Origin of the sequence: Exiguobacterium sp. s157 (assembly GCF_018618205.1) — a bacterium.
GTDB lineage: Bacteria > Bacillota > Bacilli > Exiguobacteriales > Exiguobacteriaceae > Exiguobacterium > Exiguobacterium chiriqhucha.
This window is the reverse complement of the sequence record NZ_JACSLQ010000002.1, coordinates 622,569-642,266: the sequence shown is the minus strand read 5'-3', so window position 1 is coordinate 642,266 and position 19,698 is coordinate 622,569. Positions and strand designations below refer to the sequence as shown.

Annotated in this window: 25 protein-coding genes; 5 read left to right on the top strand and 20 right to left on the bottom strand. The window is 51.5% G+C overall.

The window, feature by feature from the left end; genetic code table 11:
* Nucleotides 1-191 precede the first annotated feature (191 nt).
* The gene (locus KNP67_RS07110) at nucleotides 192-377 is read right to left on the bottom strand and encodes a hypothetical protein (protein ID WP_029595024.1); all 186 of its coding nucleotides are present in this window, start codon (nucleotides 375-377) and stop codon (nucleotides 192-194) included.
* Between the two features lie 164 nt (nucleotides 378-541).
* On the opposite strand from KNP67_RS07110, the gene KNP67_RS07105 reads away from it, so the two are divergent.
* Both KNP67_RS07105 and KNP67_RS07100 read left to right on the top strand, forming a co-directional pair.
* Nucleotides 542-748: a DUF3021 family protein gene (locus KNP67_RS07105; RefSeq protein ID WP_214756341.1), complete on the top strand. Its 207-nt coding sequence runs from the start codon at nucleotides 542-544 to the stop codon at nucleotides 746-748.
* A complete protein-coding gene (locus KNP67_RS07100) occupies nucleotides 715-909 on the top strand; it encodes a hypothetical protein (RefSeq protein ID WP_214756340.1) in 195 nt (64 codons plus the stop codon). Before KNP67_RS07105 ends, KNP67_RS07100 begins: the two co-directional genes overlap by 34 nt.
* Nucleotides 910-968: 59 nt before the next feature.
* Here KNP67_RS07100 and KNP67_RS15380 read toward each other — a convergent pair whose 3' ends face one another.
* The 5 genes from KNP67_RS15380 to KNP67_RS07070 all read right to left on the bottom strand — a co-directional run bounded on the left by KNP67_RS15380 (nucleotide 969) and on the right by KNP67_RS07070 (nucleotide 5,479).
* Entirely contained in the window at nucleotides 969-2,558 is a 1,590-nt protein-coding gene (locus KNP67_RS15380) for a flagellin N-terminal helical domain-containing protein (protein ID WP_251130802.1), read from the bottom strand.
* A gap of 139 nt (nucleotides 2,559-2,697) precedes the next feature.
* Complete coding sequence (locus tag KNP67_RS07085) at nucleotides 2,698-3,051, bottom strand: flagellar protein FliT (RefSeq protein ID WP_214756339.1); 354 nt, start codon at nucleotides 3,049-3,051, stop codon at nucleotides 2,698-2,700.
* Nucleotides 3,048-3,422, bottom strand: a complete 375-nt coding sequence (gene fliS / locus KNP67_RS07080) for a flagellar export chaperone FliS (protein WP_214756338.1) — start codon at nucleotides 3,420-3,422, stop codon at nucleotides 3,048-3,050. The genes KNP67_RS07085 and fliS overlap by 4 nt, the downstream gene beginning before the upstream one ends.
* Nucleotides 3,423-3,436: 14 nt before the next feature.
* A complete protein-coding gene (gene fliD, locus KNP67_RS07075) occupies nucleotides 3,437-5,110 on the bottom strand; it encodes a flagellar filament capping protein FliD (RefSeq protein WP_214756337.1) in 1,674 nt (557 codons plus the stop codon).
* 12 nt (nucleotides 5,111-5,122) lie between these two features.
* On the bottom strand, nucleotides 5,123-5,479 hold the full coding sequence (locus KNP67_RS07070) for a flagellar protein FlaG (protein WP_070328657.1): 357 nt from the start codon (nucleotides 5,477-5,479) through the stop codon (nucleotides 5,123-5,125).
* 177 nt (nucleotides 5,480-5,656) lie between these two features.
* On the opposite strand from KNP67_RS07070, the gene KNP67_RS07065 reads away from it, so the two are divergent.
* Nucleotides 5,657-6,529 carry an endonuclease gene (locus KNP67_RS07065; protein WP_214756336.1) on the top strand — a complete coding sequence of 291 codons (873 nt, stop codon included), beginning with the start codon at nucleotides 5,657-5,659 and terminating at the stop codon, nucleotides 6,527-6,529.
* A gap of 57 nt (nucleotides 6,530-6,586) precedes the next feature.
* On the opposite strand, the gene hag is transcribed toward KNP67_RS07065, so the two are convergent.
* The 5 genes from hag to KNP67_RS07040 all read right to left on the bottom strand — a co-directional run bounded on the left by hag (nucleotide 6,587) and on the right by KNP67_RS07040 (nucleotide 10,850).
* The gene (hag, locus tag KNP67_RS07060) at nucleotides 6,587-7,495 is read right to left on the bottom strand and encodes a flagellin Hag (protein WP_214756334.1); all 909 of its coding nucleotides are present in this window, start codon (nucleotides 7,493-7,495) and stop codon (nucleotides 6,587-6,589) included.
* 233 nt (nucleotides 7,496-7,728) lie between these two features.
* Nucleotides 7,729-9,021 (bottom strand): methyl-accepting chemotaxis protein, encoded by a 1,293-nt coding sequence (locus KNP67_RS07055; protein WP_214756333.1) that lies wholly within the window; start codon nucleotides 9,019-9,021, stop codon nucleotides 7,729-7,731.
* Nucleotides 9,022-9,144: 123 nt separating this feature from the next.
* Nucleotides 9,145-9,468 (bottom strand): hypothetical protein, encoded by a 324-nt coding sequence (locus tag KNP67_RS07050; protein WP_214756332.1) that lies wholly within the window; start codon nucleotides 9,466-9,468, stop codon nucleotides 9,145-9,147.
* Between the two features lie 10 nt (nucleotides 9,469-9,478).
* On the bottom strand, nucleotides 9,479-10,306 hold the full coding sequence (locus KNP67_RS07045) for a GNAT family N-acetyltransferase (RefSeq protein ID WP_214756331.1): 828 nt from the start codon (nucleotides 10,304-10,306) through the stop codon (nucleotides 9,479-9,481).
* A gap of 58 nt (nucleotides 10,307-10,364) precedes the next feature.
* The gene (locus KNP67_RS07040; RefSeq protein ID WP_021066569.1) at nucleotides 10,365-10,850 is read right to left on the bottom strand and encodes a hypothetical protein; all 486 of its coding nucleotides are present in this window, start codon (nucleotides 10,848-10,850) and stop codon (nucleotides 10,365-10,367) included.
* Nucleotides 10,851-11,006: 156 nt separating this feature from the next.
* On the opposite strand from KNP67_RS07040, the gene KNP67_RS07035 reads away from it, so the two are divergent.
* Complete coding sequence (locus KNP67_RS07035) at nucleotides 11,007-11,504, top strand: hypothetical protein (RefSeq protein ID WP_021066568.1); 498 nt, start codon at nucleotides 11,007-11,009, stop codon at nucleotides 11,502-11,504.
* A 32-nt stretch (nucleotides 11,505-11,536) separates the two neighbouring features.
* Here the strand turns inward: KNP67_RS07035 and KNP67_RS07030 are convergent, their stop codons facing one another.
* The 3 genes from KNP67_RS07030 to KNP67_RS07020 form a co-directional block, all read right to left on the bottom strand.
* Complete coding sequence (locus KNP67_RS07030) at nucleotides 11,537-11,830, bottom strand: putative quinol monooxygenase (protein WP_131472889.1); 294 nt, start codon at nucleotides 11,828-11,830, stop codon at nucleotides 11,537-11,539.
* A 2-nt stretch (nucleotides 11,831-11,832) separates the two neighbouring features.
* On the bottom strand, nucleotides 11,833-12,786 hold the full coding sequence (locus KNP67_RS07025) for a DMT family transporter (RefSeq protein ID WP_131472890.1): 954 nt from the start codon (nucleotides 12,784-12,786) through the stop codon (nucleotides 11,833-11,835).
* Between the two features lie 98 nt (nucleotides 12,787-12,884).
* Complete coding sequence (locus tag KNP67_RS07020; RefSeq protein ID WP_214756330.1) at nucleotides 12,885-13,745, bottom strand: YitT family protein; 861 nt, start codon at nucleotides 13,743-13,745, stop codon at nucleotides 12,885-12,887.
* Nucleotides 13,746-13,907: 162 nt separating this feature from the next.
* Between KNP67_RS07020 and KNP67_RS07015 the strand changes: the two genes are divergently transcribed.
* Entirely contained in the window at nucleotides 13,908-14,822 is a 915-nt protein-coding gene (locus tag KNP67_RS07015) for a YitT family protein (protein ID WP_214756329.1), read from the top strand.
* A 31-nt stretch (nucleotides 14,823-14,853) separates the two neighbouring features.
* Here the strand turns inward: KNP67_RS07015 and KNP67_RS07010 are convergent, their stop codons facing one another.
* The 6 genes from KNP67_RS07010 to flgK all read right to left on the bottom strand — a co-directional run bounded on the left by KNP67_RS07010 (nucleotide 14,854) and on the right by flgK (nucleotide 19,697).
* On the bottom strand, nucleotides 14,854-15,909 hold the full coding sequence (locus tag KNP67_RS07010) for a GGDEF domain-containing protein (protein ID WP_251130800.1): 1,056 nt from the start codon (nucleotides 15,907-15,909) through the stop codon (nucleotides 14,854-14,856).
* 99 nt (nucleotides 15,910-16,008) lie between these two features.
* Nucleotides 16,009-16,236, bottom strand: a complete 228-nt coding sequence (csrA, locus tag KNP67_RS07005; RefSeq protein ID WP_021066562.1) for a carbon storage regulator CsrA — start codon at nucleotides 16,234-16,236, stop codon at nucleotides 16,009-16,011.
* Nucleotides 16,236-16,673 (bottom strand): flagellar assembly protein FliW, encoded by a 438-nt coding sequence (fliW, locus tag KNP67_RS07000; RefSeq protein ID WP_214756328.1) that lies wholly within the window; start codon nucleotides 16,671-16,673, stop codon nucleotides 16,236-16,238. The genes csrA and fliW overlap by 1 nt, the downstream gene beginning before the upstream one ends.
* Before the next feature lie 15 nt (nucleotides 16,674-16,688).
* On the bottom strand, nucleotides 16,689-17,264 hold the full coding sequence (locus KNP67_RS06995; RefSeq protein WP_214756327.1) for a DUF6470 family protein: 576 nt from the start codon (nucleotides 17,262-17,264) through the stop codon (nucleotides 16,689-16,691).
* Nucleotides 17,265-17,267: 3 nt separating this feature from the next.
* On the bottom strand, nucleotides 17,268-18,197 hold the full coding sequence (flgL, locus tag KNP67_RS06990; protein ID WP_058764211.1) for a flagellar hook-associated protein FlgL: 930 nt from the start codon (nucleotides 18,195-18,197) through the stop codon (nucleotides 17,268-17,270).
* Between the two features lie 6 nt (nucleotides 18,198-18,203).
* Nucleotides 18,204-19,697, bottom strand: coding sequence for a flagellar hook-associated protein FlgK (gene flgK / locus KNP67_RS06985; RefSeq protein ID WP_214756325.1), 1,494 nt, complete (start codon nucleotides 19,695-19,697; stop codon nucleotides 18,204-18,206).
* Between the last annotated feature and the right edge of the window lies 1 nt (nucleotide 19,698).

Genomic DNA, 19,698 nt, shown 5'->3' with positions numbered 1-19,698 from the left:
ACTACTCTATCGGAGTTCTGTTCTGATTTTTCGGCAATAGTGTAAAATCGTATCGAGCAAAAACTGTCAATTTTATTTTAGCGTTCACATTTCTATCCCGCATAAGGTTAATTAATGAATTTAGTACCATAAATCCCAAATTTAATGCAAAAAAATAAGGTCTGCATGCACAGACCTTAACTATAAAATATTTATCCTCGTGATTTGAGCTCTTCTTCTTCATACGGATCGGGCCCGTCCTCGATTGGCGCATCGTCTTCGATGTACGCTTCAAGTTTAGGGTCACGTTCCACATACTCATCGTACGCCCCTTCTGGACCGTAGACGAAGTAACGACGATCTTTCGATGACTTAGGCTTTACCTTTTTCTCACTCATCTCGTTTCCCTCCCCTTTCCAGAACAGAAGCAACGGTTACAGTGGTATTTACCCGATTTTATACGAAAACAGGCGTCTTTGCATCCTTACATCCATATTAAAACTTTTTCCAAATCGAATCGTATACTATACAAAGACAATACGTGAATGAGGAGACGAGATAGATGAGTTTATTGAAAACAGGATTCGTTCGTGGCGTGAAGTGGTTCGCGCTATTCGGATTACTTGCAACGTATCAGTGGTGGAGCGGAAATATGGAAGGTGTACATAATATGCTCGTCTATGGCGGGATGTCATTTTTCCTTGGTCTGACGAGTGTCATCTATGAAGTGAGACGGTGGTCGTTCCCAAAACAGATTTTGATCCATTAGGCTACGATGCATGTAACGATTCTGCCGCTCGTCATATTCAGTGGCTTTCTGCCGGTGATGTCGATGCAAGAAGCTTTACTTACGTATTTAAAGTTCAATATAAGTGGGCTGGTTTTATTCACGCTATCCAAAGTGCTTTTGAAAGTGCGGCAACAAATTAAAACTTCATAAATCAAAACAGCTCGAAGGCGCGCCTTTGAGCTGTTTGAAGTACCTATATTTAGCGAAGCAGTTGAAGGATAGCCTCTGGCTGTTTATTGGCTTGGGCAATCATTGCCTGAGAAGCTTGGCCTAAAATGTTTGATTTCGTAAATGCCATCATTTCTTTTGCCATATCGACATCTCGGATTCGGGATTCGGCAGCCTGCAAGTTCGCAGCCGATACCGAAACATTTGCCACTACATGATCTAAGCGATTTTGCCATGACCCCATCTTTGATCGTTCAGAGGACACGAGTTGGGTAGCTTGGTCAATTTTGCTAATTGCCTGACTGGCACCAGACTGGGTAGTAATGTCTAATGCATACTCAGCGTTTCGATTTCCTTCACGATTTTTAACGACACGTTCAGATGTGAAACCCTCTTCGCCCTTTACCGTAGAGGTCAACCCAATTCGTGCGGCCCTCATATCATTAAGGTCTAACTGCATAGATTGACCAGAATTCGCGCCAATTTGAAGGGTTATTTCTTTACCTCCTCGCGTCAATTTCAACTGATGATATGTACCTTCGTAAGTATAATTTTCTTCAAATTTTATAGGGTTTGACGACAAATTATGTGTCATATGTGGTGATGCAGCACCACTAACTTCACTCATTAGTTCTGCCAAACTTCTCACATTCCCACCTGATTGAACAGGTGCATCTGGAACAAACGTCAATTCTATTTCACGATTGTTGAACGGTGACTTCCCAATCCATTCTACCTTAATCGTCTCTCCTGGTTTCAATGGCACAATATCTTGTTCATAAACTTCGAACTCCCCTGGAATAGGTTGACTCCCCCCTCTTCCGGGTCTAACTGTATTTATTGGGGAGCTGATATATGGATCAGGTGATTTGGTAGTACCGATATTAGGTTGAGACCAAGACTCTTCCCCTGTTTTATGCTCGAACCGTAGTCCGTTCGGAGTAGGAGTACCTATCACCTGTACCGTGTATCGAGTGTTCAAATCAGGTACAGCACGTATCGCAGTGACTAATGTCGATAAATCGTTGAATTCACCCGATAACAATGGGTCATTTGAAGATTTTAAAAACGTATGTCCATCAACTTGAATCGTATCATTGATATTCAATGATGTCGTATTGATACCAACTGTATAGATTCCCCGAATCGCACCAGGGGTTCCAGGAATACTATGGGTGACTAATGCCTCTCCTTCTTTACCATTTAATCCGTTCAAAACAGTTTTAGTATTGAAAGAAGTTTGATTCCCGATTCGATTTAACTCTGTTGTCATCTCATTAAACTCTTTTTGAATCGCTCCGCGGTCAGCTAAGCTATTTGTGTCGTTAGCAGACTGAACAGCGAGTTCACGCATACGTTGTAGAATTGAATGAGATTCGTTCAATCCACCTTCTCCAGTTTGAATTAAACTGATTCCATCCACAGCATTTTGAGCGGCTTGATCTAGGCCACGAATCTGAGCTCTCATCTTCTCAGAGATGGCTAATCCTGCCGCATCATCAGCAGCTTGATTGATTCGTAATCCAGAAGACAGTTTCTGCATCGCTTTACCGGCTTGACCTGTATTTATTTGTGATTGACGTAACGCTTGATTTGCATTGCTGTTATTTTTGATAATCATAAGAAATTCCTCCACAACATCCCATTCAGAATAATTTATATCCAAATCATCCCATTGATATTATCGGCTGGAAGTTCCTTTTTTTAATGATACATCAATATTTTATTAAAATAAAAAACGCTGATATATTCAGCGCTTTTTATGTCTGTTGATCGAACAATCCTGAGAAGTTCGAATCGACGTCTTCGTATGGATCGACGTACGACTTGACCGTCTTCCGTTCTTGTCGCGCCGTGCCGAGCGTCATCCCAAGACGTTGATGTTCGGCCTCAATCAAACGCGCGATTTGTTGACTGTCATCGACGAGTTGACGAATCACTGTCTGGTCAGCGTCTTTCAAGTCAGGCCCGTGCGCCGAGAGCAATTGCTCACGGTCGTCAAGCAACTCATGGATTTGGTCCATCCATGTATCGTAAGTCGGCTCTTCGGGTACTTTAGCTAACAGGTCTTTTAATCGTTGTGTTTTGAAGATAATCTCATCGATAGGTCTCATGCTTGCTTCGCGAGTTTCATCGCTTCCTTCCACGTGTCGCGGAGCTCTGTCGTGAAGTTGAGCACTTCGTCGAGGATGGTCGTGTCGTTTTTGACGTTCGCATCGATGAGGCGACGCCACATGTATTCGTACAGCGAGTCTAAGTTCGCCGAGATGGCAACATCCTTGTTCAAAGTCAGGCGCATCTCTTGAAAGATCGCTTGTGTCTTTTGAATATTCGTATTCTTTAAATCTACATTCCCTTGCTCGATGGCGAGTTTGGCGAGGCGCATGAACTTGAGCGCCCCGTCGTACAGCATGAGCGTCAATTCCTGTGGGTTCGCGGTCGTGACCGCATTGTTTTGATATGCTGCATATGGGTTGGCTACCATTTAAATTCCTCCTCTTACATGCCTCCGCCTAAGAACTGTTGCAGTGAGGCGGCTTGCGAGTTCGCCTGGTTCATTGCCGTCTCCATCGCTGCGAAGCGACGGTAGTAGGCATTTTCTTTATCGATTAACAAATCATTTAACCGTCTAATTCGAGTATCGATTTCTGTCATTTCGCGCCCCATCGAATACGTCGGTGCACCAGAGCCTTCCGCGCCGGCAATCCGAGTAATCGACGAACGTGAGCTAGTTGCAGCATCACGAACTTGTGTGAGTAACCCACTCTCCGTATTGGCGAATAACTGATACACTTGGTCCGGATCTTTTTCGATAGCGGCTTTGAGCTTTTCTTCGTTCAACTCAATTTTCCCACCGTTTGTGAAGTCTGCCCCCGTCGAAAGACCAATTTGGAATAATTGTTTCATCTCGTCATCATTCGTACTCGATGTCGCACTTGACCACTTACCGCGCATCGTGTCCATCGCACTACGAACAATCGTATCACCACGAAGCATTCCACTCATCGCTTTTTCTTCCCACTTTTTAATTTCATCGTCAGAAAGTTCGTCACGTTGTGCTTGCGTAAGTGGCGCAAACGAGCGAAAGCGCTCTTCTCGGACATTTTTATTCATGAGATCAATCGTCTCGTTATATTTATCGACAAAACCTTTGATGTTATCGAAAACTTTTTGGGTGTCGGTAGCAGCAGAGAGTGTTACCGCGCCAGACGCAAACTCTGATTTTAACGTGACTGTCATATTATCAATCGTGACCGTGTTCGAGCTCTGCGTCATCGGAATGCCATTCACTGTAAAACTAGCATCTGTTCCTGATTTCGGAAGATCTGCGGGAGCGATTCCAAAAGCAGCCTTCGTCATTGCATCAAATTCTATGATTGCATTTTCACCGGTCTGTTTTTGAGTGATTGATAGTTTACCGGAAATCGGTTCGAAAAATGCAGAAACACCTGATTCTTTTCCATTCAAAGCGGTAACTAGGTTCTCCATTGTGGCCTCTTCGGCTACTTTGATAGTCTGAAACTCCCCACCCTCAACAGAACGAATTTGAATCTGGTACCCCGATGTATAACTGGCCGTCAAGCCTGCTGGTACGTCCGAACCGTCATTCATCGTCACTTTCCCAGTTGCTCCATCATAAGTATAACTTGATGGATCAATAGGAGCGTTTGTTGCATCTTTTAAAGCAACTGTTGCTCCCACTCTTGGTTTTGGAGAGAGTGTCCATTCTTTTGTTGCCGTCGATAGTGTTACTTCTTGAGTGGTTGATTGTAAGTTCATATCTGCGACTTTTGTTGTCTTCGTCACTGCAACTCCATTTTTATCTTTCGGCTCAACGACTTGAGTAGCAGCCGTTGCCAATTGACTCACAGATTCTATGCGAATCGCTGTATTTCCACTTGATGGTCCCGCAACGACCGATACTCTCGATTCATCGGAAGAGCTTGACGTTTTCGCATAGAAATTTCGACTGAACATAAGATCGACAGCACTATTTCGAAGTGTCATGAGTGAGCGGTTAATCTCGCGATAAGCATCACGCTTCCATTCAGTCGTTTGTTTTTTTTGTTCAAGCTTATCGACAGGCATACGCTCAGCCTGCATCAATTGTTTGATGATTGAATCGGTATCAATTCCACTGGCAAGTCCGCCAAATCGGATAGGTGATGTCATAGTTAGCCTCCTTTAGACACGTTCATCGAACAGTTGATTGAACTCCATGAACGCCGCGAAGAAGTCGAGTGACTTCTTGCTTGGAATCTCGCGGATGACTTCGTTGTTCGTATCCACGATTTGAATATAGTAATCGTTCAATTTTTCGTGCTTCATAAATTTAAGCCCAGTACGTTGTTGATCTAATACAAGATTCGCCTTCTCGACGGCCGTCTCTAACTTCGTGACGTGTTGGGGCGTCGGTAGAATGACGATGCCTTCATCAGCGAGACGAGCATGATTCGCTTCGACGAACACGTTTTTCGTTTGTTCATACGGCAAGACAGAAGAAGGTAGGTGAAGCCGGACTTCAGAGATGGTCGGGTTCATAAGCTTCTGCTCCTCTTTTTTTATTTCTTCTTTCTTTATATCGGCATGTCTATCGTAATCTTCAATCCAAATTTGTTCACGAATTTGTCCAATCTACAATTCGTACAATTGAAAATAATTAAATTAGACGGGTATATTATATACGAACGTATATTCTTATTCAGGGGAGGTGTTTGTATGCAATGGGAATATTTAACAACTTATGAAAAGAGCCTGTTGATGGGAACTTTATTAGGCGATGGTCATATCAGTATTCATAAAAAGAAATATCCGAACGCAAATTTTCGCTATGGTGAGCATTTTTCGATGAAGCAATTGGAATATCGTGAATGGAAACTAAAACAGGCACCCAGAATTTTTTCGAACATCGTCAAAAATCATAACGGAACGAGTGCATCTCTTACTTCTAGATACGATGAACTGTTTACGTGGCTTCGTGACCAGCTTTATATTGCCGGGAAAAAAAGTATTCCTTTGCATTTGCTTTCGGAATGTACCGACTCAGTATTTTTACTCGCGCTCTACCTAGATGACGGTAGTCTTTGTTTAACCAGATCTAGTCATTCAAAAAAGAATCAAATTATTTTGACGCCACATATCGCCTTATACCTACAAGCGTTCCATCCTTCAGAATTGAACTATTTGAGTCAATTCATTAACGAGACGTTCGGTCATCAATTTGTATTAAGCAGACGAAATGACGGGCACAACTATATTCTTAGAATACAGAAAACTCAAGAAGCTCTTAATTTTCTGGAATTCACCAAATCATATGCAACTGAAATCCCTTCAATGACTTGGAAATTAGATTGGGAGTATCGGTTGTCTCTAGAAAAAGACGCAAATCCGGATAAATCTGTTATTACATCAAAACCTAAAAATGACTACACAGAGGAGGAGATTGAGTTTATCGTTACTTCAAAATTAAAAGGGAGAACCGATAAAGAAATTGCCGAGGCGTTAGATCGAACATATTGGTCTGTCGTTTACAAGTGGCAGGATATAAAAAACAATAGATTGCTCGAAGAAAATGCTGTGTATGTAAGTTAAAAAACTCCCCCGGCTCTTGTCGAGTCGAGGGAGTCATAAAACTTGTTATAGAGCCAATTAACGAAGCAATTGAAGAACTGCTTGCGGTTGCTGGTTCGATTGCGCCATCATAGCTTGCGCAGCTTGGTTAAGGATGTTGTTCTTCGTGAAGTTCATCATCTCTTTCGCCATGTCTACGTCCCGGATACGTGATTCAGCAGCTTGAAGGTTTTCAGCTCCAACGTTCAAGTTGTTGATTGTATGCTCGAGACGGTTTTGGTACGACCCGAGTTTTGAACGTTCTGAAGAAACATTTTCAATTGCAGTGTTAATTACTGTGACGGCTGCATCAGCAGCTACTTGAGTTGATACATCAATACCACCAGCAGCTGTAGCTGCTGTGATAGTAGTACCGTCAGAAATAGCTGCAGTTGCTGTCGTATCACCTACACCTAGAGATTTTGCATCCATCGCTTTAATATCCAAAGTGATGTTTTGACCTGCGTTGGCACCAATATGGAATGTAAGCGCGGCAGCATCTGTGTAACCAGTAGTGTTAGCGCTATCTACAGAACCATTAATCAATTTCTTCGTGTTGAACTCTGTATTGTTAGAAATTCGAGTAATTTCTTTCGCTAACTCGTCGACTTCTTTTTGGATTTCTCCACGGTCTGCATCTGTGTTCGTGTCTGTCGAAGATTGAACCGCAAGTTCACGCATACGTTGAAGGATTGAGTGAGTTTCGTTCAATGCACCTTCAGCAGTTTGGATGAGTGAAATTCCATCTTGTGCGTTTTTCGAAGCCATATCGAGACCGCGAATTTGTCCACGCATTTTTTCAGAGATGGCAAGACCAGCTGCATCGTCACCAGCACGGTTGATGCGAAGACCTGAAGATAATTTCTCCATCGCTTTACCAGTTTGTGCTGTGTTGAATGACATGTTGCGGTGTGCGTTCATCGAGTTAAGGTTGTGGTTGATAATCATTGTAATTTCCCTCCATAGGTTTAAGTTTTTTACGCTCTTCCAAATCCATTTGTCCGAGCATACAAGGCTTAGGCCGGCCCCTCACCTTGTATTAGTTGGTAACGTTTTTGCGTTTCCATACTCTATATCGGAGTCATCTTCATTCTGTTTAGTCTTTTTCGAAAAAAGTTACTCATTTCGAGTAGTTTCTTAATTTCGAATAAAAAAACGACCCATCACTGGGCCGCTCCTCCTTACGCTTCTACCTTCACTTGCTCCGTCTCGTTCTGCAAACTCTCCGCGACACGGACGAGCTCCGTCATCGCGCCGTTCACTTCACCGAGACTGGCCGCCTGTTGGCTTGCCGCTGACGTGACTTCTGTCGCGTAGCGTGACGCCTCTTCGACCATGCCGACGATGCCGGCCGAGTTCGTGACGACCGAGTCGATCTGTCCGCGCGACTCATCCAAAAGCACATCGACCGAATGGACGTGGCTGTACACTTCGTTCGCCGAGTTGTGAATCGATGCGAACGCACCGCCCGCCTTCTCGACGAGACCGACGCCCGTCTCGACTTCTGCTTTCACGTTCGCCATCGATGACGACGTGTCGCCAACCAAACGTTTGACGTCAACAATCAAATCCGTGATTTCTTGCGTCGAGTTCGCCGTCTGTTCGGCGAGCTTCTTGACCTCGGCCGCGACGACCGCGAAGCCGCGTCCATGTTCGCCAGCCCGGGCCGCTTCAATCGATGCGTTCAAGGCGAGCAAGTTCGTCTGCGCCGAGATGTCGCTGATGACGTCCGTGATGCGCGAGATTTCGCCCGTCATCTCCGTCAACTTGCTGTTAAGCGTCGATGACTGTTCGACTTTGCCGGCAATCGCATGCATCGCATCGACCGACGACGAGGCGAGGCCTTTGCCGCTCTCCGCCTCTTGTTGCATCTCACTCGCTGATTCGAGCGCAGAACCCATCTCTTGACGGATGTTCTCCATCGTCCGGGCGACGGCACCGAGCAAGTCCATAGAGCTATACGTCGCGTTGACGTTATCTTCGAGCATCTTGTTCAAGGCGTCCATCGCTTGGCGGATATTCTCGCCGGCGATATTGCCTTCTTGGACCGCTGCCGCGATCTCTTGCGCCGAACCGGTAAGCTGGTCCGCCGTGTAGCGCATGTTCGTCCCTTGTTCCCGAAGGTGTCCGACCATGTTGTCCATCGAGAGGAGCAGACGTCCCATCTCCGAACGGTCTGTCGTCGTCTCGCTTGCGAACACAACCGTCAAATCGCCATTGCCGACCTCGACCGCCTTGTCCGACGCGGATTCGATCGCCTTGAGCGGGCGACGGGCGATCAAGTAGATGACAGCTCCACCTAAACCTGAAATGAGCAACGCCACGGCCGTCCCGACGAGCATGACCTGACCTTTCGCCATCTCAAGCTCCGTGAGCAATAAGAGCGTGATCCAGCCGACCGCTCCGCCCGTGATAAAGGATGTGACCAAAATCCAAGCGAGCAGTTGGGTCGTAAAGTTTTTGAATAGCTTCACTATGAGTTCCTCCTCTGTGTAATTCATCACCTACTATATCGTCCGATTGCCAGCTTTTGTATAGCGTTTTCAGTTGAAGTTTTGGTCAATGAAAAAACGCCCCCGTCTCCGAGAGCGTTCAATTCAAAATCGGTCGTCTTCTTTTGTCATGTGCACTTGTTCGCGCGGTGTCAAAAGCGCGTCGATTGCGAGTGCGAGCGCGGCCGCCCAGTGCAGCATCATGCCGAGGAACGGGATGAACCCGAGCACCGACGCTGTGATGCCTACGATCGGTCCAACCGAAATCCGCTTCAGCCGCGTGATCGACAAGACGAGCACCACGATGTGGAACACGAGCATGAATCCGAGCGGCGTGTAGCCCATGCTGATGATGAACAGTCCACCGAGCGCCGGGATGCCGAGCAACGCCTCGAAGGCGGCACCCATCCATTTCAAATTTCGAACCATTTGTCTCACCTCACAGTTCTAACAAATAGAACTCATAGCCGCCGTTTTCAGCGAACCCGGCCCGCTTGTAAATCTCGAGCGCGGCCTTGTTTTCCGTCTCGACGTCGAGTTCGAGCTTCGTCCGTCCCATGCGGAACAGTTGCTGGACCATCTGTTTCAACATCTTCGTACCATAGCCCTTTCCTTGCTCGTCCGCCTTGACGCCGAACGCGTGGATGCTGCCGGCATCTTCACCCGAAAGAAGAGCACGAATGATTCCGACAGGACGACCGTCGACCTCGCCGATGTACGTGACCCGGTCCGGCGTGTCAATCTGTTGATAGATGTTCTCCGTCACGTCGAGCGGGTCGCCGAACGCCTCACTGAGCGTCTCGATGATGAGCGAACGGTCCGCTTCCGTCGCCTCGCGGAGCGATACCTCAGTTGGTTTCAAGAACAGCTCGGCTTTTTTCAGCACCAAGTTGTACTCTGAAAACTGGTACACCGCACCGATGTGATCGATGACCGCCTTGCCGTCCTTCGACTTTCGGTCGATGACGAACGTGAACGCTTCACAACCGTTCTCTTTCGCATCGTGTTTCGCCGCCTCGAAGAGCGCCTTGAAGACGCCTTGTTTGCGATAGTTCGGATGGACGAGCGCGTTCACTTCATACTCGTTCGGGAGATATGGGAAAAGCACCATATAGCCGACGAGCGTATCATTGTCATAGATGGCATAGTCGTTCTGACCGACCGTCACGTGACCGATTTTCACATCGATTTTGTCAAACGTGTTGACCGCTGCTTCGAGCGCCGCCACCTGTTCTGCATGTCTCACTTCTTCTACTATCCAATTCATGAAATCACCTCACGTCATATTGTAGCACAATCGAAAAAGCCCGCCGTAGCGGGCGGACTCATAACGTCCGGAATTCAAGCTCCGGTAATGTCTCGAGCAGTTCGGCAATCTCATCCGTGTGCGCCTCGGCACCTGGGACGGCCTCGGTCGGTTCGACCCAGAAGAACGTCTTGTCGCTCGCACCGAGGTAGTTGCCGTAGCCGACTTCCTGGGCGAACGCCTCTTCCGATAGTTCACGGTCAATCAAGTCCAAATGGAACAACAATTGGTCGTCGCCGTCCTCGACGTTATAGTAGAGGTCGAACGTGCCGTAGCTGTTCTTGTCGCCGACATCGACGACGTCCTGCGCCTTCTCGATATAGACGTCCCCGCGCTCAATCGCCTCGACAATTTTCGACGGGAGAATGATCTCGTACCCGAGCTCACGGTCACGGATCGTCTGCGTCGTGTCGTCAGTCCGCCCTCTGGACGAAACGACACCGACCGTTGCGACGAGGGCACCCGTCACGCCGAGCGCGACCGCCCACTTCATTGTTTTGTTCATATGGATTCACTCCTCTTTGGTCTAGCCATGAGACGATTATCGCACAAAATGACCGTAAATCATTAAATATTCTGAAAAAATGTTTAGGGATGCGTTGACGCACGTTCCGCAATCCCATACGATAAAAGTATCGCATTATAGAAAAGAGGAACTGACATGTCAAACGAACAACAATTGTCACGCGCACAGCTCGACGCGCTCTTAAAGAACGTCTTCGCCCTTCAAATCCCGGTCATTGAGAAGTTCATGACCGACCTGTTCAGAAAGTACGTCTCGACTGCGTCCACGTTCAAACAGGACATGGACACGATGAAAGCGACAGAATGGCATAAGCAGTTCTTCGGTCAGAAAGTGATGCCGCACTTGTTCATCGAGAACCTTGGCTTCGGCGCGTCGTTCCGTCATCAGGAGCAAGACAAAGTCGTCAAAATCCCGGACAATATGACAGTCGTCAAACCGGACTCGGACGACCAGATCGAAGAGATTCTCCAAAACCTCGACAAGACGATGGCGTCGATGGACAACATCAAAAACAAAGGACTCGTCAAAAAGTTCTATAAAGAGACGCTCGAACTCATCTGCCAGCTCGGTAGCCGGACTGGAATGATGGACGAGTTTTATGAGCAAGTAAAAGGCAGCTTAACGAAAGCTTGACCACCTATCCACGTCCTCGGACGTGGATTTTTTTAATGTCCGTTCCTTGTCTCGAACACCGCCAAGCGCTCGATATTGGCCAAAATCGGTTTCGCCTTCCCAATCAACGTCTGCGTCGTCTCAAGCGACAGCGATTGTTGATGCGCCTCCATACTTGCCCACACCTCATAGACGACGATCGACTCATCGTCGAGCGAGACGTTCACCCGGTACGCCGCGCACGTCGGCTCTCGTTCCATCGCCGTAGCCGCCTCGAGCAAAATCGCGAGTAGCGTCTCGCGCTCACCTGGTACGGCCGTCAGTTTCCCAATCAATCCATAGGACATATTCATCCCTCCTTGTCATATCGATTCGCCGCCGGCACCAGACTCTCCTTTACGTTGAATTGGCTACGGCTATGCAGCACGACCCCGACCATGACGAGCGAGATGCCGACGAGCGACAGTCCGGACGGCAGATGCGCCTGGAGGAAAATCAGCTCGCCGATGAGCGCGAACAACACCTCGAGTGCCTGCGTCGCCTCGACCGTGGCCAGTTTCCCCATATCGTGTTTGACGAGGTCGGTCGCTTTGAAGAAGAGCACTGTCGCGACGACGCCCGATAACAGTGCGACGAGAAGCGTCTGCGTCAGTTGCAAGCTCGTTGGCGCCCCCGTCGTCAGCCCGTAGCCGAACAAGAGGAGCCAGACCGGGAGCGAGCCGATGCACATGCCGAGGATGCGCTCGAACACGTCGAGGTCGGTGTGGGCCATCATCTTCCGGTTGCCGAGCGGATAGGCGAACGCGGCAATCAACACCGGTACCACCCCAATCCACAGGAAGCGCGGCTCGAAGTCGGCGAGGAACTCGAGTTGCATCAAGACGACGCCGAACAAGATGAGTCCCGAGAAGCGGAGCGCCGTCCACGGAATCCGCTCCCGCGTCCCGTCACTCCGACGGAACAGCGGCGACAACAGCGCCCCGGCGATAATCGTCACTTGCCACGTGCCGGCGATGAGCCAAGGCGGGGCGACCTCGGCGGCGAGACAGATTGGGACGTAAAACAGACCGAAGCCGACCGTCCCCCAGACGAGCCACGGCCACGGCTCATCGACGATGGCGCGGCGTACCCGCGTCATGCCACCCCGGACGGCCACGACGAGCATGAGCAGTGGAATCATGAACAGGAAGCGGAGCGAGGCGCTATACGCCCAACTCCCCCCGCCGACCTGCATCGATTCATTCAAGACGAACGTGCTCGCAAAGAACAAGGCGGCGAGCACACCTAATAACAATGGACGCATACGTTCTCTCCTTTCTGAATCCCCACTTGTTCCCTATCCGTCCCGCATTTCCCTGCCTCCACCAAAAAAATCAAGCAGCGCCGGCTGCTTGATTCGTCTCAATGAATATCGCGTTTTCGGAAATTCCCACCTTTGACCTCGGACACCTCGTACACGACGTCGAACGCCTCGGGGTCGACTTGGTTGATGATCTCCTTCATCTTCCGCTCCTCGAGCCGGTTGATGACGCATGTGATCTCGTAGTAGCACTCTTTTGAGTACGCGCCTTGAATCTGGTTGAGCGTGGCGCTCCGGCCGAGCCGGTCCCGTACCGTCTCGACCATGACGTCCGGTACGCTCGTAATGATTTTGAACGTCTTCGCACCGCTCAGTCCTTCCTCGACGATATGAATCACTTTCGAGGCGATGAAGTAGGCGATAGCGGACAGGACCGCCCCTTGCAGGCCGAACACCGTCGAGACAACGATGAAGACGAACACGTTCAAGAAGAGAATCAAGTCGCTCGTCCCGAACGGCAACTTCCTCGATAACAAGACGGCCAGCATGTCAATGCCGTCGAGCGCGCCCCCGTTCCGGAGCGACAGCCCCATCCCGAGCCCGAGAATGATTCCGCCGACGACCGTGACGAGGAGCGTATCCCCATCGATGATCGTCGGGACGCGGTGCATGATGAGCGTCCCGACCGAGAGCGAGGCGATGCCGGTGACCGATAGGATGGCAAAGCTCTTCCCGATCTGCTTATAGCCGAGATAGACGAACGGGAGATTGAGAATCCCGAGGAACACGCCGAGCGGAATACCCGTCAGTTGGGAACCGACGATGCTGATTCCGGTGATGCCCCCGTCCGATACGCTGTTCGGGATCAACACCGACTCGAGGCCATACGCCGCAATCATTCCGCCGATGATGTTCATGATGATTTGAAAGCCCATGAGCCAGGCTCGATTGTCACGTTTCATGAGTAACGTCCTCCTTTTGATGTCAACTTTCCTAGTCTAGCATAAAAAAATAGTAGAATAACATCTTCGGTGTCGATGAAAAACTTGTGTCAGATTCTCTGTCGCTTCTGCTTCATCCCGTGTGAGGTTTGCTATACTGAAAAGAAAAAGGAGTGACCCCCGATGCAGCGTCCACCGATGCCTTCCCCGTCTCCGGAGGAAGTGCTCCGTTTGAAACGTGTCCATAATCCCATCAAACCGACCGAACTCCTCGCCAAGGGGCTACTCCTGTTGATTGGGTCGTTCATCTTCGCCATCGGTCTCGAGGCGTTCCTCGTCCCGAACCAAATCATCGACGGCGGCATCATCGGCGTCTCGATCATCACGTCGTATTTGACGGAAACGAAGCTCGCCATCTGGCTCGTCTTGTTCAACTTGCCGTTCATCTTCTTCGGCTATCGCCAAATCGGAAAGACGTTCGCCGTCGTCACGTTGTTGGCAATCACGCTCATGTCCGGCTTCACGATCTTGCTCCATTCGGTCGAGCCGTTCACTGACGATTTGCTGTTGTCGACCGTGTTCGGCGGCTTCTTGCTCGGCGCCGGGGTCGGGCTCGTCATCCGGGCCGGTGGGTCGCTCGACGGGACCGAGATTTTGGCCGTATCGTTCACGGACCGGTTGCCGTTCTCCGTCGGTGAGATCGTCATGTTCTTCAACATCTTCATCCTCGGAATGGCCGGGTTCGTCTTCAGCTGGGACCGGGCCATGTACTCGCTCCTCACGTATTTCATCGCCTTCAAGACGATCGATATCGTGCTCGAAGGAATCGATCAGTCGAAGGCCGCGTGGATCATCACCACCTCACCCGATGACGTCGGTCAAGCCATCATGGACCGACTCGGCCGGGGCGTGACGTATTTGCACGGGGAAGGCGCCTACACGGGCGACGGCAAGAAGGTCGTCTTCACCGTCATCAGCCGACTTGAAGAGACGAAACTGAAAGACATCCTCGACGACTATGACGAGAAGGCGTTCCTCGCCATCGGCAATATCCATGACGTCCGGGGCGGCCAGTTCAAAAAGAAAAATATCCACTAAAAAAATCGGCCCCGCGGGACCGATTTTTTGTTTATCCGATTTTCGCTTGATCGCGCCCGCTCGTCTTCGCCGCGTAAAGGGCGGCGTCGGCCCGCTCGAACACGACCGTGCCCTGTTCAGCACCGGCGAGCGAGGCCCCGAGCGACACCGTCATCGGGATAGCAGTCCCTTCGAACGAGAACGGCGTGTCGCGGATGACCGTGACAATCTCGTCCGCCATCAACCGGACGTCGCCCGCGTCTTCGAGCACCATCAGAAACTCTTCCCCGCCGTAGCGCCCGACGAAGCCGTCCGGCGGACAGTTCGCCTGTAACGTTTGACCGATGTGATGAAGCGCCGCGTCACCGGCCCGATGGCCATATGTATCGTTCAACTGCTTGAACCGGTCGACATCGATGACGAACAGCGCCCAAGGGAGACCCGACATCTCGACCTCGTTCAATCGTTCGAGCGTCATATAGCGGTTCGGGAGACCCGTCAGCTCGTCAATCGTCGCCCGCTGCGCGTGCAGCCGGAACATGCGTAGGTGCGTCTCAATCTGTTTCGCGACCCAGTAACACATCCAGCCACCGAGGAACGTCATGACGAAATACGGCAAGAACACGGTCGTGAACGCTTGGATCGGGACATTACCAGCAATTCGAAACAAGACGAGCACGGCCCCGAACACGAGATAGGCCGAATACAAGTGACCGCGTCGCATCACCAGTCGATTTAACACGAGCGACAACACGAAGAACAAGCCGAGCGTGCCGAACGAGCGGATGAATTGGTCGGTCATGCCGTCGAGACCGAAGCGACCGAGAAGAGTCAACCCCATCGTGACGGCGACTCCGACCGGTCCGGCATAGGCGCCTGAGAGCGCGAGCGGGATAATCCGGAGGTCGACTCTTGCCTCTCCGACTTGAAACGAGTTGACCGTCAACAGTACGGCCGCGAGCCCCATGGCGAGACCGAACCACATGCGGACCGCATAAGGAGAACCTGCCTGAATCGGCAACAGCTGGCGCATGAGATACAGGGCCAGCGATAAAACGAGATAGATGATACTGACATTGATGAAAAAGATGTTGATGACTTGACCCAAGCCTTGTCCTCTCCCGCCATTTCTTTCCTCCTATCCTATCGTACAAAAGTGACGCATGTCACCCTATCCAAATTTTAGGACAGCTAAAAAGCCGGAAGCTCACGCTTCCGACTTATTTTGCATCATCTGTTTCATCAAGTTGGCGCTGTCGCGGGCCGATTCGTTCTCGGCCTGCATCTGGACGTACACCTCATGGCGATGAATATCGATATGGCGCGGGGCATCGATGCCGAGCTTGACCTGGTCGCCTTCGATGGCGAGCACGGTGAGCGTCACATCGTCCCCGATATGGATGGCCTCGCCTTGTTTTCGTTTCAATACGAGCATCAGCGCACCTCTTCTTTCTGACCGCCGAGCGGGAACCGAGCCGGGTAGACGTCATCCAAGATGACCTGCTTCCCACGCCGCTCTTTCGTCTCGATGACGATCGGGGCCTTCAAGTTGAGCGTCGAGGCGTCGAACGGATCGCGGAGCGTCACGATGGCATACACCGAGACGTGTTCCGCCTCATCGATGCCGAGCTGCTCTTTCGCGCCGTCGGTCAACTCGAACGCATAGTCCGACTTGTGCCAGAACGGGTTCGTCACGACGAAGGCGCAGGCCGGATCCTCGAGCGACTGGAGCGACCAGAACGGGAGCTCGTCGCCGTACGGGATGAGGGTGAACGTCTTCGATTCCGGGAACCCGGGAATCTCGCTGACGAACGAGATCGTCTCGTCTTCATTTACTTCGATTTTGCCAAAATAGTCTGTCTCAATGAACATGGGTTGTCCTCACTTTCAACGCGTCTCATCATACATGCCACCGACCGGCCACATCTCGAGCGATGCCTGTTGACGGAGCGAGATGTCCGTCGTCCATGGCGTGAACGAGATGTCGGCCGGGGTGAGTGATACATCAATCTGTGCCGGCGTCAGGTTCCACTCGATTTTGACATCCGCCGGCGTATACGTCAACTTCACGCGGTCGAGCGACTTCGGCATGAAATCCATGTCGACAACCGGGTATGGGGCACTCGTCTTCTCGGCGGCCATCGCGGCAATCGGATTGCCGTTCTCGATGCGCATGAGCCGGTCCCCGTCGCGGGCCGTGGTCGACGTCGCTTCCCGGGCCGCCTGTTCCCCGAGCTGACCGAAGTGGCGGCCGAGCTCGAGTGCGGCTTTCAAGTTGCTTTCACTGCGCGCGACCGACGAGTCGATCTCGAGCGTGCCGCCTGTCGTCTGTTGGGTCATCTCGACCTTGCCTTGCGTCATCGACACATCGGCCCGCCCTTGCCGCATCTCGAGGTGGGGCCGGTTCGACGTGATTTGGATGGCGGCCTGCGTCTGCCGCATCTCAAGCCGGGCGATATTCATCGCTTACCGGAGGAAGTCGAGGAGCGTCGGTTGGATGATCCGGGCTCCGGCCGATAGTGCGGCCCGGTGCACCGTCTCGTGAGACTTGAGCTCCATGATGACTTTTTCGATGTCGATGTCCTCGTTATCGGACATGATCGTCTTGGCGATAATCTCATGTTCTTGCAGGCGGTTGTCGACGAGTTCTAACCGGTTGGCGCGGGCGCCGAGCTCGGCCCGCTCCGTAATCAAGTTTTGGGCAATGACATCGAGGTCAGCGAGCTCGTTCGAGAGCACTTCACCAGACGTGTTCGGGTCGGCCAATTTCGAGACGAGGTCGTGGAGTCCGGCGAACACGTCGCTGCCGAACACTGTCTCCGGCTGCATGTTCACTTGAACGGTGATGCCTTTCGATACTTCGAAGGCGACTTTCCCGCTCGCGGCAGGTGCCCCGCCTGGGTAGATGCTGTTGACGTCCCCGTTCGGGTCGGCAAGGAACGCTTTCAAGGCGTCCATGTCGACGAGCGGCTGGTCCGTCTTCGTGCCGTTGTAAATATATTTCTCGCCCGACTTCGCGTTCGCGAGCGAGCCGATGTGTTCAATCAACTGATTGACCTCACTCTGGATGATTTGACGCTGTGACGACTCGTATGTGTCGTTTGCCGCCTGTGTCGTCAATTCACGAATCCGTTTGACGGCTTCCGTCACTTCGTTCAATGTCGAATCGGTCAAGTCCATCCAGCTCGTCGCTTCACTGACGTTGCGGCGGAACTGGTCGACCTCGCGCACCTCGGTCCGGTAGCGCATGCCCTGCATGGCGACGACCGGGTCCTCGGACGCCTTCTGAATCCGTTTCCCGCTGATGAGCTGTTCTTGGACTTGGGCGAGCTTGTTATAACTGCTCGATAAATGTTTCAAGTTCGTCTGTGTGAGCATCGTCTGTGTGACTCGCATCAAGCATTACCTCCCTACGACACCCATGCCGTTGATGATTTTGTCGAGCATCTCGTCGACAGCCGTGATGTTGCGGGCCGCCGCATTATAGGCGTGTTGATATTGGATCATCATCGTCATCTCTTCGTCGAGCGACACGGCGCTCACCGCTTGGCGGCGCTGGTCCGAGCTCGCCATGAGTGCGAATGTGCTCTGGGCGAGGCGTCCGCTCTGGTCGGCGGCGACGGCCATGTTGCCGATGACGTTCTGATAGTATTTGCCGATCGACGTGTCCGTCTGGACCGACCCGTCGAAGCTGAGCGTGGCCGACTTCAAGTTTGCCAAAGCGAGGGCCCCGCTGCCGTCCCCGATATTGCCATCTTGAGAAGCGGCGATCAAGTCGAGGTTGTTCATGATAGCGTCGCTCACTTTGATTGTCGCAGCGCTCGCCGTCCCTTCGAAGAAGTTCGCCGTTCCGGCGTTGCCTTTGGCGTCCATGTTTGTGCTATGGGCGGTGTTGAACGCCGAAGCGAACTTGCCGGCCATCTCGTCCAAGTCTTTCAACATCGTCGCGTAGACGCCGTTCACGCTGCCTGATTCTGGCGTGTCCGTGCCGTACATCTCGACGAGCGCTTTCCATTTGCCGTTCGGCATCGTGGCGTGCGTGAGTGCCACGTCCGCTCCACTTGCATCGGTCATATCGAGACCGTCGAACGATCCGACCGTGCCGTTGATGCCGTCGACGAGTTTGTGGTCGACGCCATTGATCGAGACGACGATGTCGATGCGGCCCTCAGCGACTTTTTGTGAGTTACCGCGCGACTCCCCGTTCGTATAGTCGACCGGGACGCGTGTGAAGTCCATGTATTGGGCGAGCTCGTCCATATAGCGGTCACGTTCGTCATACAGTTCATTCGGAAGCACGCCGAGCGGCTCCGCATCCCCGATTTGACGGTTGACCTGACTGATTTTTGTCATCAAGTCGTTCACTTTCTTGACGACGACGTCACCTTCTGAGGCGAGGTCGGCCTGCACTTTTTGGAGCGAGGACGACATGTAGTTGAACGTCTCAGCGAGCGTCATCGCCCGTTGGCGCACGACACTGCGCGCGCCGGCGTCATCCGGGTTGACCGACAAGTCTTGGAGCGAGGCCCAGAACAAGTCGAGCGATTTGGCGAGCCCTGTCTCGGAAGGCTCGTTGACGATATCCTCCATCCGACCGAACGCCGCCTCTTTCGTCGCGTAGTAGGCGTTCTTCACCGACTCGTCGCGGTATTGCTGGTCGATCATCAAATCGCGGATTCGGGCGAGCGTCTCGCCGCGGACACCAGTCCCGAACTGCCCGGCCTTCGTTCCCCCGAAGTTGACGCTGAGTTGTTCGGTCATGCCGAGTGACAAGCGTTGGCGCGAGTAACCCGGATTCGAGGCGTTGGCGACGTTATTCCCCGTCGCCTGGAGCGCCCATTGGTGCGTCGTTAAACTGCGTCGCGCCGTTTCTAATCCCATAAATGTTGAGCCCATC